The following is a 14,216-nucleotide window of genomic DNA, read 5'->3' on the forward strand; positions in this document are numbered from 1 at the left end:
TCCGCTGGGTTCGGTACGCGTCCTGCGGCGTGCGCCGGAGCGGTCCGGTGCCGGGGGCGGACGTGTCGTATTGGGGGCGAGGGGCGGATACGGGGCCGTTGCCGCGTATCAGTCCGAGGCGAGGTGCAGGATGGCCTCCTGCGTCAGCTCATCGCGCTTGAGTTCGCCGGTGACGTGGCCGTCGTGCATCACCAGGACGCGGTCGCACATGCCGATGATCTCGGCCATTTCCGACGAAATCATGATGATGGCGACGCCGTCCGCGGCCAGTTCGGAGATCAGCTTGTAGATTTCCGCCTTGGCACCGACGTCGATGCCGCGGGTCGGCTCGTCGAGGATCAGGACCTTGGGCTTGGTCAGCAGCCAGCGTCCGATCAGCGCCTTCTGCTGGTTGCCGCCGCTGAGGTTCTCGATGATCTGGTACAGCGACGGCGTCTTGACCCGCAGGCTCTGGCGCAGCTTTTCGCATTCCTCGCTGACCGTGCGCTGGCGCACGAAGCCCAGACGGCCGAGAAAGCCGGGCAGCGACGCGATCTCCATGTTCTCCAGCACCGGCAGCACCAGGAACAGGCCCGATGCCTTGCGGTCCTCGGTCAGCAGCGCGAGCCCGGCATCGATGGCCTGGCGCGGGCTTTTGATCTCCACGCGCTTGCCGTTGACGTAGATTTCGCCGCCGCTGGCCGGGTACATGCCGTAAATGGTCTCGGCGACCTCGGTGCGGCCTGCACCCATCAGGCCGGCGAAACCGAGGATCTCGCCGCCGCGTAACTGGAACGAAACGCCGCTGAACACGCCCTGGCGCGAGAGGCTGCGCACGTCGAGCACCACGTCGCGCAGTGGCACCGTGGTCTTCGGGAACATCTGCGTCAGTTCGCGACCGACCATCAGGGTGATCAGCTTGTCGCGATCGAGTTCGGATGCCGGCTTGGTGGTGATGTAGTGGCCATCGCGGAACACCGAGATGTCGTCGGCGATGTTGAACACCTCGACCATCTTGTGCGTGATGTAGACGATGCCCTTACCCTGGGCCTTGAGGTCGGCGATGATCGCGAACAGGTGCTCGACTTCCTTTTCGGTGATCGCCGAGGTCGGCTCGTCCATGATCAGCACGTCCGAGTCGTACGAGACTGCCTTCGCGATTTCGACCATCTGCCGGTTGGCGATCGACAGGTGCTGGACCTGCTCCTCCGGATCGAGGTCGATATGCAGACGGTCGAACAGTTCGCGGGTGCGGCGGAACAGTTCGGCGTGATCGACGAAACCGAGCTTGTTCAGCGGTTCGCGGCCGATCCAGATGTTTTCGGCGATCGTCGTGAAAGGCACCAGGTTGAGTTCCTGGTGGATCATCGCAATGCCTTTCTGCAGCGCATCGAGCGGCGAATGCAGCACGACGCGCTCGCCCTTGACGCGAATCTGGCCTTCGTCGGGCTGGTAGATGCCGGCGATGATCTTCATCAGCGTCGACTTGCCGGCCCCGTTCTCGCCCATCAGCGCATGGACGGTGCCGGGACGCAGCTTGAGCTGGACACCGGCCAGGGCGATCACGCCCGGAAAGCCCTTCATGATGCCTTCGGCTTCGAGCAGGTACGTGCCTGCCGCGGCCCGGGGCATGGTGGAACTCGTTTGATCTTTCAGTACGGCAGACATGACGTGCCCTCGCGCGCTTGGATCGGTTCAGGGCCCGGCGGCGAATGTGGACCGCCGCCGGGCGTCATATCGCCTTACTTGTTCATGAAGTCCTTGTAGTTTTCCGGCGTGACCAGCTGGAACGGCGTCATCACGAACTGCTCGGTCTTTTCGCCGTTGGCCATCTTGACTGCAGTGTCGATCGCCGAGGTGCCCTGGCCCTTCGCGTCCTGGAACACGGTGACCGCCATCGTGCCCTTCTTCATCTCGACCAGCGCGTCGGGGGTGGCATCGACGCCACCCACCAGTATCTTGTCCGGGGCCACGCCGGCCTGCTTCAGCGCCATGATGGCGCCGATCGCCATCTCGTCGTTGTTGGAGGCGACGGCATCGATCTGCTTGCCCGTCGTGATCCAGTTGCTCATCAGGTTCATGCCTTCGGCACGCTGCCAGTTAGCGGTCTGCTCCTCGACGATCTTGATGTCGGGGTACTTCGCGAACACGTTCTTGACACCCTTGGTGCGGGTGCGGGCGGCTTCGGTCGACAGCTCACCCATCATGATCGCGACGTTGCCCTTGCCGTTGAGCTTCTTGGCCAGGTACTCGCCCTGCATCGTGCCCGAGACGTTCTCGTCCGAGCCGACGTAGACGACGCCCTCGGGCAGCTTCTCCTCGGGCAGGCGGTTGACGTAGATCAGCTTGATGCCGGCCTTCATCGCCTTTTCCGTGATGTTCCGCGTGGCCGCGCTGTCGATCGGGTTGACGATCATCACGTCGACCTTCTGGGCGATGAAGTTCTCGACCTGCGAGATCTGCTTGACGACGTCCTTCTGGCCGTCCTCGAACTGGATGTCGACGCCCTTGGCCTTTGCCTCGGCGGCCATCGCCTCACGCAGATAAGTCAGGAAGTTGTCGTCGAAGGACGACATCGTCACGCCGATGGTGGTCTTGGCGAACGCCGGGTTCGCACCCATGACCAGGGCGGCGAGCAGGGAAGCGGCAACGGTACGGTTCATGGTGGAGCTCCTCTCGTATCTGCTTTCTAGTGGTGGTCAGGCGGGTTATGCCGAAGGTCCGCAGGCCGCCTCGGGCGGCGGCCACGGCGGCATCTCGGGGGGCGCGACCGTTACAGGCGCACCGCGCGGCCTTCGCGCAGCGAAGTCAGGGCGGCATCGGCGAGCAGCAGGGCGGCACGGCCGTCGGCGACGGTCGCGAGCGGCTCGCGCCCCTCGATGACCATGTTGACGAAGTCGTCGAGCTCGGCCTGATAGGCGGCCACGTAGCGCTGCAGGAAGAAGTCGAGCGGCTTGTCGGAGCTGACGCCGTTCGCCCCCGCGTGCACCACCTGGGTCGCGGTGTGGTTGCCGGCCTGCAGCATGCCCTTGGAGCCGAAGGCCTCGACGCGCTGGTCGTAGCCGTAGGTGGCGCGACGGCTGTTGTTGATGATCGCGAGCTTGCCGCTGGCGGTCTTCATCGACACGGTGGCGGTGTCGACGTCACCGGCCTCGCCGATGGCGGGGTCGACGTTGACGGCGGCGGCGGCGTAGATCTCCACCGGCTCCTCGCCGAGCAGCCAGCGGGCCATGTCGAAGTCGTGGATCATCATGTCGCGGAACAGCCCGCCCGAGACCTTGATGTAGCTGACCGGCGGCGGCGCGGGGTCGCGGCTGGTGATGCTGAGGATCTCCAGCCTGCCGATCTCGCCCGCCACCAGGCGCTCGCGCAGGCTGCGGAAGGTCGGGTCGTAGCGGCGGTTGAAGCCCATCGCGACGGCGACGCCGGTTGCCTTGACGGTGGCCAGGCACTGGTCGCAGCGGGCGATGCTGAGGTCGACGGGCTTCTCGCAGAACACCGCCTTGCCGGCCCGGGCCGCGGCCTCGATGAGGTCGGCGTGGGTATCGGTGGAACTGGCGATGATCACCGCACCGACGGACTTGTCGGCGAGCGCGGTGGCGACGTCGCTGACCTGCGCGCCGTGGCGCGCGGCGAGCGCGGCGGCGGCCTCGGCGTTGACGTCGACGACGTAGGCGAGCTCGACATCGGGGCGGCGCGCGACGTTGTCGGCGTGGATCGCGCCGATGCGCCCGGCGCCGAATTGAGCGATGCGTAGCATGTCGGGACTTCCTCTGGCGGGTGGAGGGGGGGCGGATCAGTTCATCGTCGGCATGACGAAGTCGGCGCCGGCGCGGATGCCGGTGGGCCAGCGCGTCGTGATGGTCTTCAGGCGGGTGTAGAAGCGCACGCCCTCGGGGCCGTGCATGTGGTGGTCGCCGAACAGGCTCGCCTTCCAGCCGCCGAAGCTGTGGAACGCCATCGGCACCGGGATCGGCACGTTGATGCCGACCATGCCGACCTGGATCGCGTGGGCGAAGTGGCGCGCGGTGTCGCCGTCGCGGGTGAAGATCGCCGTGCCGTTGCCGAACTCGTGGTCGTTGATGAGCTTCGCGGCGCTCGCATAGTCGGGCACGCGCACCACGGCGAGCACCGGGCCGAAGATCTCCTCGCGGTAGATCGTCATCGCCGGCGTGACGCGGTCGAACAGCGTGCCGCCGACGAAGAAGCCGCCCTCGTTGCCCTCGATCGTCAGGCCGCGGCCGTCGACCAGCAGCTCGGCGCCCTCGGCCACGCCGGTGTCGATGTAGCCGACGACCTTGTCGCGGTGTGCCGCGGTGACGAGCGGGCCCATCTCGACGCCGGGGCGGTTGCCGGGGCCGATCTTCAGCGCCTGCACGCGCGGCACGAGCTTCGCGATCAGTGCATCGGCGGTCGCGTCGGTCACCGCCACGGCCACCGAGATCGCCATGCAGCGCTCGCCGGCGGAGCCGTAGGCCGCGCCCATCAGGGCGTCGACGGTCAGGTCCATGTCGGCGTCGGGCATCACGATCATGTGGTTCTTGGCGCCGCCGAGGGCCTGCACGCGCTTGCCGTGCGCGCAGCCGGTGCCATAGATGTAGCGGGCGATCGGGGTCGAGCCGACGAAGCTCACGGCCTGCACGTCGGGGTGGGTCAGCAGGGTGTCGACCGCGCCCTTGTCGCCGTGGACGACGTTGAACACGCCGCTCGGCAGCCCGGCCTGGCGCAGCAGCTCGGCGATCAGCAGCGACGGCGAGGGGTCGCGCTCCGAGGGCTTGAGGATGAAGGTGTTACCGCAGGCGAGGGCCACCGGGAACATCCAGCAGGGCACCATCACCGGGAAGTTGAACGGGGTGATGCCGACGGTGACGCCGAGCGGCTGGCGCAGCGAGTGCGAGTCGACGTTGGTGCCGACGTTCTCGGTGACCTCGCCCTTGAGCAGGTGCGGGATGCCGCAGGCGAACTCCACCACTTCCAGGCCGCGCGTGACTTCGCCGAGGGCGTCGTCGTGCACCTTGCCGTGTTCGGCGCTGATCAGCGCCGCGAGCCGGTCGGCGTTCTCCTCCATCAGGGACTTGAACCTGTACATGATGCGGGCGCGGCGCAGCGGGGGCGTCGCGGCCCATGCCGGGAACGCGGCCTTGGCGGCGGCGACCGCGGCGTTCACTTCCCCGGCGCTCGCCAGCGGCACGCGAACGCGGACTTCGCCCGTGGCGGGGTTGAACACGTCGGCGAAGCGGCCGCTGGTGCCGGCCACCTGCTCGCCATGGACGTAGTGCGACAGAGTCTCGGTCATCTGAATCTCCACAAGTGGTGGGTCGTGTATCGGTTGCAACGGCGGCTGGCACGCGTGGCGCCGGGAACCGCACCCCCTTGCCGCGGCTCCTCACCCGACCCCGGAGGAGCGCGAGGCCGGCATGTCGAACGCCGAGAGGCGGGTGGCCGGTCCATCACGCCCGCGCCGGCGCATGTGGCGAGGCGTTGGAGAAACTATAGTGGAATATAAATTCCAAAACAATAGAAAATGGAATTGCGCATGCGAAAAAGATGCGCCGACCGCGGCTGCCGAAGGACGAGAACGGGCGGCGATCCGGGAGGAAAACGACGGACGGAGGGGGGGTTGCCGTGCGCGTGGCGCAGCGTTGTCAGGGAAGGCTGACGCCCGGATCAGGGCGCCACAAAAACGTTACAGAAATCGCGTGCAGGGGGCTTGCGAGGGGCGAATGGTGCGTCGCACAATAGGTCACGCCTGAACCTATTCCAGGCGCCACCACCACCCATGACCAACCCGCGCACGTGCGCAGAGGCAAAGAGGATGACCCCCGACCTCCCCGTGGATGTCGTCGAACTGATCGGTTCCGTCGCCGGTGTCTTCACCACGCTGGCATTCCTGCCCCAGGTCCTGCAGATCTGGCGTACGCACTCGACGCGCGACGTTTCGCTGGGGATGTACCTGATCTTCTGCAGCGGCGTGACGCTGTGGCTGGTCTACGGCCTGCTGATCGGTTCCGTGCCGGTGGTGGTCGCCAATGCCGTCACCCTGGCGCTGGCTTCGACGATCCTCGGCATGAAGCTCGCTTGGCGCAAAGGCGAGCAGGCGGCCGCCGAGCCGGTGGTCTGACACGCATTTGAAGACTGCGCCCGCCGCGCGGCGGCGGGCGTCGCGTCAGCCGTGCCGGGGGCGCCTGACGATCGAGTGCCAGCGGCTGATCAGCAGTGCGCACAGGATCAGTGCGCAGCCGCCGAGCTGCACGCCGCTCATCCGCTCGCCGAGCCACACGGTCGCCACCAGCGCGGTCCACACCGGCTCCAGCGTCATCACCAGCGCGGCGTGGCTGACCGGCGCCATGCTCTGCGCCTTCACCTGCAGGAAGAAGCGCAGGCTGGTGGCGATCAGGATGCTCGCCAGCAGCCAGCCGAGGGTCCCGCCGCCGATGGTCGCGGGCCAGCGTTCGACCAGCGTCGACGTCAGCAGCGCCATCGCGCCCACCATGCCGAGCTGGACCGCGGTCAGCGGCAGCACCGGGATGCGCGCGGCGAAGCGCGTGTTCAGGTTGAAGTGCACCGCGAGCCCGGCGGCGCAGGCGAGGAAGAACGCATCGGACGACGTGAAATGCACGGCGCCGCCCTTCTGCAGTGACAGGCACGCCAGGCCGGCGGTCGCCACGGCCGCCGCCGCCCAGGTGCTGCGGCTGACGTGCACGGCGAACAGGAACCGCCCGGCGAGCGGGGCGAGGATCACGCCGAGGCTGGTGATGAAGGCACCGACGCCGACGTGGGTCGCGTAAAAAAGCCCCATGATCCAGCACAGCATCGCCACGCCCATGACCACGCCAACCGCCGCGGCGCGCAGGCGCTGGGCGGCATCGAGGCGGCGCAGCGGGCCGTAGCCGATGGTGCCGAGCAGCAGCCCCGCAAGCAGGAAGCGCACCCCCATGAACAGCAGCGGCGGCAGGCCCTGCAGCGCCTTCAGCGAGAACACCCAGCCCGCGGCGGCCAGCAGCGTGACCAGGACCATCAGCAGGTCCGCCTTCAGATGATCGTTTGCCGGCACGTTCTCCACCTCCCGCACGCTATCGCCGCCGGCACGCAGTGCGCCGGCCGAGCCGCGGGCGATCATCGCAGGGCGCGGCGCAAAGGGAAGGGCCGCGGCGGCGTCATGTGGCCGGCGCTCAGAGCGTGAAGGCGTCGCGGAAGCGCTGCAGCGCGACCTCGTCGTCGCCCGAGGCCCAGCCTTCCAGGCCGACCGTGCCGCGCCATCCCAGCGCGTCGAGCGCGCGGGCGATGGCGGCGTAGTGGATCTCGCCGGTGCCGGGCTCGCAGCGGCCGGGCACGTCGGCGACCTGGATCTCGGCGATCCACGGCAGGCAGCGCCTGCACAGCTCGATCAGGTTCCCCTCGCCGATCTGCGCGTGGTACAGGTCGAGGTTCAGGCCGAGGCTCTCGCGGTCGATCGACGACACCAGCGCCAGCGTGTCCTCGGCGCGGCCGAACGGCGTGCCCGGGTGGTCGAGCGGCAGGTTGAGGTTCTCGAGCATGAAGGTGACGCCGTGCCGCTCGCCGAGGTCGGCGATGCGGCTGAGCGTGTCGCGTGCCTTCAGCCACATCGCCCCGGTGACGATCGGGCAGGGCTGCACCGGCAGGCCGCGGCTGTCGAGGCCGGTGCCGTGCAGGTTCAGGCGCGGCACGCCGAGTTCCTTCGCCACCGGGATCGACTGCGCCGCGGTGCGCAGCAGTTCGTCCGCGCCGGCGTCGTCGGCGAGCGTGCCGCTGACGTAGCCGGTCATCGACGAGAACGTGGCCCCGGTCGCGGCGAGCGCGGGAATGTCGTGCCGGGTCCAGTCCCAGATCTCGACCTGGTAGCCCAGGGCGTCGAGGCGCTTGACGCGCTCGACCGGCGGCAGGTCGCGGAACAGCATTTCGGCGGACGCGGCCAGCGTGAAGGGCCCGAGCTGCGGCGAAGGTTTGCTCAAGGTGAACGGCCTCGTGCGTGATCGATGAAGGATGCGAAGGCGCTGCCGGGACGGGCCCGGCGGCCGTTCACATCACCGGACGGCCCGGCAGCAGCTGGCGGCCGTGCTTGGCGTCCCACTGCTCCTGCGCGCGGTGCAGCACGCGCATCGTCGGCAGCACCGACCAGCCGGGGACCTGCGGATCGCGGCCGGCGCGCACCGCCTCGACGAAATCGCGCGCGCACCGCCAGGCGTTCTCGCGTTCGGTCGGGATGTCCTGCACCCCGGCGCCGGTGGCGAGCGTCGCCTTCAGTTCGTCGACGCGGTAGGAATCGCGATCGCTGACCACCAGCGTGTCGTAGAGGCGCTCGCGGCCGTAGTACGAGCCGGTGACGACGAGCGACTGGTCATCGTGCGTTTCCACCACCAGCACGATCTCCATCGGGATGCCGGTGTGTGCGTCCAGCGCCGGCATGAAGGCGTTGACGCTGCGGATCTTCGCCTCGGCCGCGAGCATGTCGCCGCCGCCGATCATCCACAGGCCGAGGTCGACCAGATGCGTGCTGTGGTGCCAGAGGATGTTGTCGGTCCAGCTGCGCTGGTAGCCGGTGGCGCCGATGTTCTGCAGCCGGTAGATGAAGAAGCGTCCGTGCACGTGGCGCACGCGCTCCTCGCCGGCATGGATGCGCGCGATCACCGGCGCGCGCTCGGGGCGAAAGCGCATCGGGTGCACCACGCCGAGCGTGAGCCCGCGCGCCTTCGCGGCGGCGACCACGCGCTCGCTCTGCTCCAGGTTCATCGCGATGGGGATCTCGACCAGCGTGTGCTTGCCGTGCTCGATCGCGGCGAGCGCCATCTCGGCGTGGGTCTCGCTGGGGCCGGCGATGATGACGATGTCGACCTCGGGGTCGCGCAGCGCCTCCTCGAAGCTCACCGTCCACTTGCGGTAGCCGTACGTCCGCGCGAACTCGGCGGTGGGCTCGGGGCGCCGCCCGACCACGGTGTGCAGGCAGCAGTCGACGTCCTTCAGGCCTTCCGAGTGCCACACGCCCATCATGCCGTGGCCGACCATGCAGATGTTCATGACTTGGGTCTCCATCTCGCCGCGGCGAGCGTTGAGGAAGCGGGATCTCAGCCCCGGAACTTCGCCACCGGCACGCCCGGTACGTCGACCTGCAGCGCGAAGAGGCCGCCCGAGAGCGGTTTCTCCGCGAGCCGGTCGGCGGCCAGGCCGTGGCGCAGCGAGGTGATGTACAGCGTCTTCAGGTCCGGGCCGCCGAAGCACGGCATCGTCGGGCAGACGCAGGGCAGCGGGATCCGGCGGTCGAGCCGGCCGTCGGGCGACCAGCGGTTGAGCACGCCGGCGGAGATGCCGGCGCTCCAGTAGTAGCCCTCGACGTCGGTGGCACCGCCGTCGGGCCGGCCGACGTCCTCGTCGGGGCGCGCGATCACGCGGCGGTTGGCGATGCTGCCGGCGGCCGGGTCGTAGTCCCAGGCGTAAAGCGCCTTGCCCTTGGAGTCGGAGTGGAACATCGTCCGCCCGTCGGCGCTCCAGGCAAGGCCGTTGGAGACGATCAGCCCCTCGATCATGCGCTGCAGCGAGCCGTCGGGGTCGAGCCGGTAGAGCGCGCCGAGCGGCTGGCTCAGCGTCGCCTCGTCCATCGTCCCGGCCCAGAAACGCCCGTCGGGCGAGACCTTGCCATCGTTGAAGCGCACCCCCGGCGTCTCGCCGGGGCCGGCGATGAAGCGCAGCGCGCCGCTGTCGAAATCGAAGCCGTAGAAGCCGTCGCGCAGCGCGAGCACCGCGCCGCCGCGCTCGCGCAGGCCGAAGGAGCCGATCGACTTCGGCAGCGGCCAGCGGCGCGTGGCGCCGCTGGCCGGGTCGAAGCGGTGCAGCGCCGGTTCGAGGATGTCGACCCAGTACAGGGCCTGCTCCTCGGCCGACCACACCGGGGATTCGCCGAGCTCGGCCTGGGCGTCGAGGACACAGCGCACGTCGTGCATGGCGCGCCTCCTAGTCCGTGGTGCGGGCGCCGGGCGCCGCCAGGGGCGCGCGCCGGCGGCGCGCACGCAGATCGTCGACCATCATGATGTCCTCGCTTGCCGTGTCCGCTGCCACGCGCGTGCTCAGTGGAGCTTCAGGCGCGGCTCGGTGCGCCGCCGCAGCAGGTTGATGAGGCTCGCCAGCGCGACCCAGACCGGGCCGTGCAGCGCGAGCTGGTGCTTCTTGTACAGCGACTTGTAGGCGATGCGCGCGACCCGGCCCTCGATCATCCGGTTGCCGAGCAGGTTGCCCATCAGGTTGCCGACGCTGGTGTAGCTGAGCGCGATCAGCGAGCCGTGGTCGCGGTAGACGAAGCGCTTCGGCGGCCGCCGGTCGAGGCGCCGCATCAGCGTGTCGGCCAGCACCAGGGCCTGCTGGTAGGCGGCCTGCGCGCGCGGCGGCACCGGCCGTTCGCTGCCCGGCTGCGGGCACGCGGCGCAGTCGCCGAGCGCGAAGACGTGTTCGTCGCGCGTGCTCCTGAGCGTGTCGTCGACCACCAGTTGGTTGGCCCGGTTGGTTTCGAGCCCGTCGAGATCGCGCAGGAAGTCCGGCGCCTTGACCCCGGCCGACCAGATCGTCAGGTCGGCGGGGACGTTCAGCCCGCTGCGCGTCTCCACGCCCTGCGCCGTCACCCGCACCACCTGCTCGCCCTTGTGCACGGTCACGCCGAGGCGCGCGAGTTCGGCCTCGGTCGCCTGCGACAGGCGCGCCGGCAGCGCCGGCAGCACGCGGTCGGCCGCCTCGATCAGGCTGATGCGGACGTGCTTCGCCGGGTCGACGCGGTCGAGCCCGTAGGTGACGAGCTGGCCCATCGCCTTGTGCAGCTCGGCGGCGAACTCCACCCCGGTGGCGCCCGCGCCGATCACCGCGACCTTCACGCTGGCCTCGGCCGGTGGCCCCTCGCGCCGCTGCGCGACCAGGCAGGTGCGCAGCAGGCGCCGCTGCACCTGTTCGGCCTGCTGGTGCGTGTCGAGGAACATGCAGTTGTCGCGCACGCCCGGCACGCCGAAGTCGTTGCAGACGCCGCCCACCGCGATCACCAGCGTGTCGTAGCGCAGGCGGCGGCGCTGCAGCACCTCGACCCCGGCCTCGTCCACCTCCGGCGCGAGCCACAGCTCGCGCCGGGCGCGGTCGAGCCCGTCCATGCGCCCGTGCTGGAACTCGAAGTGATGCCCGTCGGCATGCCCCAGGTAGATCACGTCGTCCTTGTGCGAGTCCATCGTGCCCACCGCCACTTCGTGCAGCAGCGGTTTCCAGACATGGGTGAGGGCGGCGTCGACCAGCGTGATGCGGGCCTTGCCGCGCCGCCCCAGGCGGTGGCCGAGGCGCGTGGCGAGCACCAGGCCGCCGGCGCCGCCGCCGACGATCACGATGTGGTGCAGGTCCGGCGTCGGGCTGCTCATGTCGATCTGCTCCTGCGTGCGGTCGTGGCTCAGAGCCCCGTCTCGGCGACGGTGCGGCTGAGGTACTGGTAGCCCTTGGTGGCGTAGGTCAGCGGGTGCGCCTTGGCCGGGTCCTGCTCGGCCTCGACCACCAGCCAGCCGCTGTAGCCGGCGGCCTTCAGCGCGCTGAACACCGGGCGGTAGTCGATCGAGCCGTCGCCCGGCACGGTGAACACGCCGGCCAGCACCGCGTTGAGGAAGCTCGAATCGGCGGCCTTGTACTCGGCCAGCACCGCGGCGCGCACGTCCTTGCAGTGCACGTGCCTGATGCGCTTGCCCCAGCGCGCGATCACCGCGAGCGGGTCGCCGCCGGCGAAGGTCAGGTGGCCGGTGTCGAGCAGCAGGCCCACCGAGTCACCGGTGTGCTGCATCAGCAGGTCGATCTCGGCCTCGGTCTCGACCACCGTGCCCATGTGGTGGTGATAGGCCAGGTGCACGCCCTGGCCCTTCAGGTAGTCGCCGACCGCGGTCATGCGCCGGCCGAGCTCGGCCCACTGGTCGGCCGCGAGCACCGGGCGGCGCGACAGCGGGATGTTGCGCTCGCCGTGGATGCAGCCGGTGACCTCGCACCACACCATCACGTTGCTGCCGAGCGACTTCAGCAGGTACAGGTGCGCCTGCACCGCCTCGATCTCGGCTTCGACGCTGCGCTCGAGCAGGCGCGCGCTGTACCAGCCGGACACCAGCGCGAGGCCGTGGCCTGCGAGGATCGGGCCGAGCACGGCCGGGTCGCGCGGGAACTTCTGGCCGAGCTCGAAGCCGGCGAAGCCGGCCTGTCTGCCTTCACTCAGGCAGGTTTCCAGCGGCGTGTCGGCGCCGAGCTCGGGGAGGTCGTCGTTGGTCCAGGTCAGCGGGTTGATGCCGATGCGTACGCTCATGGATGTGCTCCTCGGGTTGGTTGGGGACGGCGTGGCGGGCTGGCCACCGCGCGCGTGCAGTGGACTCAGATCCGGCGCTGCTGCCGTTTCGCTTCCAGGTAGCGGCCGTGGGCTTCATGGACCTGCGGCCGCTCCGACACTTCCGGCACCGCGACATCCCACCAGTTGCCACCCTCGCGGGTGATCGGCATGGGGTCGGTGTCGATGACGATGGCGTAGCTGCGGGTCGAAGCCTTGGCGCGTTCGAGCGCGGCTTCGAGTTCCTGCACGTTCGCGACCTTCTCGGCGGTGGCACCGAGCGCGCGGGCATGCGCGGCGAAGTCGATGTCGGGGGCGCCGTCAGGGCCCTGCAGGCAGTCGCGAATCAGGTTGTTGAAGGGCGCGCCGCCACAGACCTGCTGCAGCCGGTTGATGCAGGCGTAGCCACGGTTGTCGAGGATCACCAGCACGATCTTGATGCCCAGCATCACCGCGCTGGCGAGCTCCGAGTTCATCAGCAGGTAGGAGCCGTCCCCCACCATGACGTAGACCTCGCGCTCCGGCAGCGCCATCTTCACGCCGACGCCGCCGGCCACTTCGTAACCCATGCACGAGAAGCCGTACTCGAGGTGGTAGCCGCCCGGCTTCGCGCTCCGCCACAGCTTGTGCAGCTCGCCCGGCAGCCCGCCAGCCGCGCAGACCACGACGCTGTCGGCGCCGGCGGCGCGATTCACCGCGCCGACCACGTCGGCATCGGTCGGCAGGGTGCGATCGCGGACGCTCGTCACGCGCTCGACGATGGCGTTCCACTGCGCCGCGAGCTCACGCGATCTGGCCGTCCAGCCGGCTGGCGCCTGCCAGTCGCCGAGCGCGGCCCCCAGATCCTCCAGGCCACGGCGGGCATCGCTGACCAGCGCCTGCGAACCGTGTTTGGCGGCGTCGAAGGGGACGACGTTGAGGCTCAGCAATTTGACGTCCGGATTGCCGAACACCGAGCGCGAGCCGGTGGTGAAATCGGCCAGGCGGGTACCGACGGCCAGCACCAGATCCGCTTCCGCGGCCAGCGCGTTGGCCGCGGTGGAGCCGGTCACGCCGATCGAACCCGTCTGCGCCGGGTGATCCCAGGCCAGCGCGCTCTTGCCGGCCTGGGTCTCGCAAACCGGAATGCCATGGCGCTGGGCGAACGCGGCCAGCGTGTCGCAGGCATCGCTGTACAGCACGCCGCCACCGGCGACGATCAGCGGCTTTCTGGCGGCCTGCAGCGCCTTGACGGCTGCGGCCAGTTCGGCCACGTCGGCGCCCGGCCGACGGCTGTGATGCACCCGTACGCGGAAGAATTCTTCAGGGAAATCGAAGGCCTCTGACTGCACGTCCTGCGGCAGGCAGAGCGTGACCGGGCCGCATTCGGCGGCGTCGGTGAGCACCTGGAGCGCGCGCGGCAGGCTCGTCAGCAACTGCTCGGGGCGGGTGATGCGGTCCCAGTAGCGCGACACCGGGCGGAAGCAGTCGTTGACGCTGACGGTGGGATTGTCGAAATGCTCGACCTGCTGCAGCACCGGGTCCGGAGCGCGCGAGGCGAAGATGTCGCCCGGCAGCAGCAGCACCGGCAGCCGGTTGACGTGCGCCACCCCCGCGGCCGTCACCATGTTCAGCGCACCGGGGCCGATCGACGTGGTGCAGGCCATCATCCGCCGCCGGCCCAGCGCCTTGGCGTAGGCGATGGCGGCCAGCGCCATGCCCTGCTCGTTGTGCGCGCGCAGCGTCGGCAGGGTTTCGCGCGCGGCGTACAGCGCTTCGCCGATGCCGGACACGTTGCCGTGCCCGAAGATCGCCCAGACGCCGGCGAACAGCGGCAGTTCCTGCCCGTCGATGTCGACGCGCTGGGCGGTGAGGTAGCGGACCACGGCCTGGGCCATCGTGAGTCGTACGGTGTTCATTCAGG

12 protein-coding genes are annotated in these 14,216 nt (G+C 69.4%); 1 reads left to right on the top strand and 11 read right to left on the bottom strand.

The genetic code is table 11. The annotated features are described in order from the left end of the window. Positions 1-108 precede the first annotated feature (108 nt). From EV699_RS15785 to EV699_RS15800, 4 genes are all read right to left on the bottom strand, one after another. Positions 109-1,611 carry a sugar ABC transporter ATP-binding protein gene (locus EV699_RS15785; RefSeq protein WP_243662700.1) on the bottom strand — a complete coding sequence of 501 codons (1,503 nt, stop codon included), beginning with the start codon at positions 1,609-1,611 and terminating at the stop codon, positions 109-111. A gap of 110 nt (positions 1,612-1,721) precedes the next feature. Continuing rightward, positions 1,722-2,642, bottom strand: coding sequence for a sugar ABC transporter substrate-binding protein (locus tag EV699_RS15790; protein WP_132544526.1), 921 nt, complete (start codon positions 2,640-2,642; stop codon positions 1,722-1,724). A 110-nt stretch (positions 2,643-2,752) separates the two neighbouring features. Then, on the bottom strand, positions 2,753-3,739 hold the full coding sequence (gene iolG, locus EV699_RS15795) for an inositol 2-dehydrogenase (RefSeq protein ID WP_132544527.1): 987 nt from the start codon (positions 3,737-3,739) through the stop codon (positions 2,753-2,755). 36 nt (positions 3,740-3,775) lie between these two features. Next, on the bottom strand, positions 3,776-5,275 hold the full coding sequence (locus EV699_RS15800) for a CoA-acylating methylmalonate-semialdehyde dehydrogenase (protein WP_132544529.1): 1,500 nt from the start codon (positions 5,273-5,275) through the stop codon (positions 3,776-3,778). A gap of 519 nt (positions 5,276-5,794) precedes the next feature. On the opposite strand from EV699_RS15800, the gene EV699_RS15805 reads away from it, so the two are divergent. Beyond that, positions 5,795-6,100 carry a SemiSWEET transporter gene (locus tag EV699_RS15805; protein WP_132544531.1) on the top strand — a complete coding sequence of 102 codons (306 nt, stop codon included), beginning with the start codon at positions 5,795-5,797 and terminating at the stop codon, positions 6,098-6,100. A 45-nt stretch (positions 6,101-6,145) separates the two neighbouring features. Here the strand turns inward: EV699_RS15805 and EV699_RS15810 are convergent, their stop codons facing one another. The 7 genes from EV699_RS15810 to iolD form a co-directional block, all read right to left on the bottom strand. Continuing rightward, positions 6,146-7,033 carry a DMT family transporter gene (locus tag EV699_RS15810; RefSeq protein WP_243662701.1) on the bottom strand — a complete coding sequence of 296 codons (888 nt, stop codon included), beginning with the start codon at positions 7,031-7,033 and terminating at the stop codon, positions 6,146-6,148. A gap of 118 nt (positions 7,034-7,151) precedes the next feature. Continuing rightward, entirely contained in the window at positions 7,152-7,898 is a 747-nt protein-coding gene (locus tag EV699_RS15815; protein ID WP_132544589.1) for a TIM barrel protein, read from the bottom strand. Positions 7,899-8,019: 121 nt separating this feature from the next. Then, positions 8,020-9,015: a Gfo/Idh/MocA family protein gene (locus tag EV699_RS15820; protein WP_132544535.1), complete on the bottom strand. Its 996-nt coding sequence runs from the start codon at positions 9,013-9,015 to the stop codon at positions 8,020-8,022. A 47-nt stretch (positions 9,016-9,062) separates the two neighbouring features. Next, positions 9,063-9,935, bottom strand: coding sequence for an SMP-30/gluconolactonase/LRE family protein (locus tag EV699_RS15825; protein ID WP_132544536.1), 873 nt, complete (start codon positions 9,933-9,935; stop codon positions 9,063-9,065). Positions 9,936-10,058: 123 nt separating this feature from the next. Then, on the bottom strand, positions 10,059-11,378 hold the full coding sequence (locus EV699_RS15830; RefSeq protein ID WP_132544538.1) for an NAD(P)/FAD-dependent oxidoreductase: 1,320 nt from the start codon (positions 11,376-11,378) through the stop codon (positions 10,059-10,061). 29 nt (positions 11,379-11,407) lie between these two features. Then, the gene (iolE, locus tag EV699_RS15835; RefSeq protein WP_132544540.1) at positions 11,408-12,295 is read right to left on the bottom strand and encodes a myo-inosose-2 dehydratase; all 888 of its coding nucleotides are present in this window, start codon (positions 12,293-12,295) and stop codon (positions 11,408-11,410) included. A 65-nt stretch (positions 12,296-12,360) separates the two neighbouring features. Beyond that, positions 12,361-14,211, bottom strand: coding sequence for a 3D-(3,5/4)-trihydroxycyclohexane-1,2-dione acylhydrolase (decyclizing) (gene iolD, locus EV699_RS15840; RefSeq protein ID WP_132544542.1), 1,851 nt, complete (start codon positions 14,209-14,211; stop codon positions 12,361-12,363). Positions 14,212-14,216: the final 5 nt, after the last annotated feature.

It is taken from the genome of Plasticicumulans lactativorans, assembly GCF_004341245.1.
In the GTDB taxonomy this organism is placed as follows: domain Bacteria; phylum Pseudomonadota; class Gammaproteobacteria; order Competibacterales; family Competibacteraceae; genus Plasticicumulans_A; species Plasticicumulans_A lactativorans.

Coding starts and splice junctions, on each gene's coding strand:
- EV699_RS15790 (WP_132544526.1), bottom strand. CDS start 2,642: ATGAACCGTACCGTTGCCGCTTCCCTGCTCGCCGCCCTGGTCATGGGT.
- iolG (WP_132544527.1), bottom strand. CDS start 3,739: ATGCTACGCATCGCTCAATTCGGCGCCGGGCGCATCGGCGCGATCCAC.
- EV699_RS15815 (WP_132544589.1), bottom strand. CDS start 7,898: ATGCTGTTCCGCGACCTGCCGCCGGTCGAGCGCGTCAAGCGCCTCGAC.
- EV699_RS15825 (WP_132544536.1), bottom strand. CDS start 9,935: ATGCACGACGTGCGCTGTGTCCTCGACGCCCAGGCCGAGCTCGGCGAA.
- iolD (WP_132544542.1), bottom strand. CDS start 14,211: ATGAACACCGTACGACTCACGATGGCCCAGGCCGTGGTCCGCTACCTC.
- EV699_RS15800 (WP_132544529.1), bottom strand. CDS start 5,275: ATGACCGAGACTCTGTCGCACTACGTCCATGGCGAGCAGGTGGCCGGC.
- iolE (WP_132544540.1), bottom strand. CDS start 12,295: ATGAGCGTACGCATCGGCATCAACCCGCTGACCTGGACCAACGACGAC.
- EV699_RS15830 (WP_132544538.1), bottom strand. CDS start 11,378: ATGAGCAGCCCGACGCCGGACCTGCACCACATCGTGATCGTCGGCGGC.
- EV699_RS15820 (WP_132544535.1), bottom strand. CDS start 9,015: ATGAACATCTGCATGGTCGGCCACGGCATGATGGGCGTGTGGCACTCG.
- EV699_RS15785 (WP_243662700.1), bottom strand. CDS start 1,611: ATGCCCCGGGCCGCGGCAGGCACGTACCTGCTCGAAGCCGAAGGCATC.
- EV699_RS15805 (WP_132544531.1), top strand. CDS start 5,795: ATGACCCCCGACCTCCCCGTGGATGTCGTCGAACTGATCGGTTCCGTC.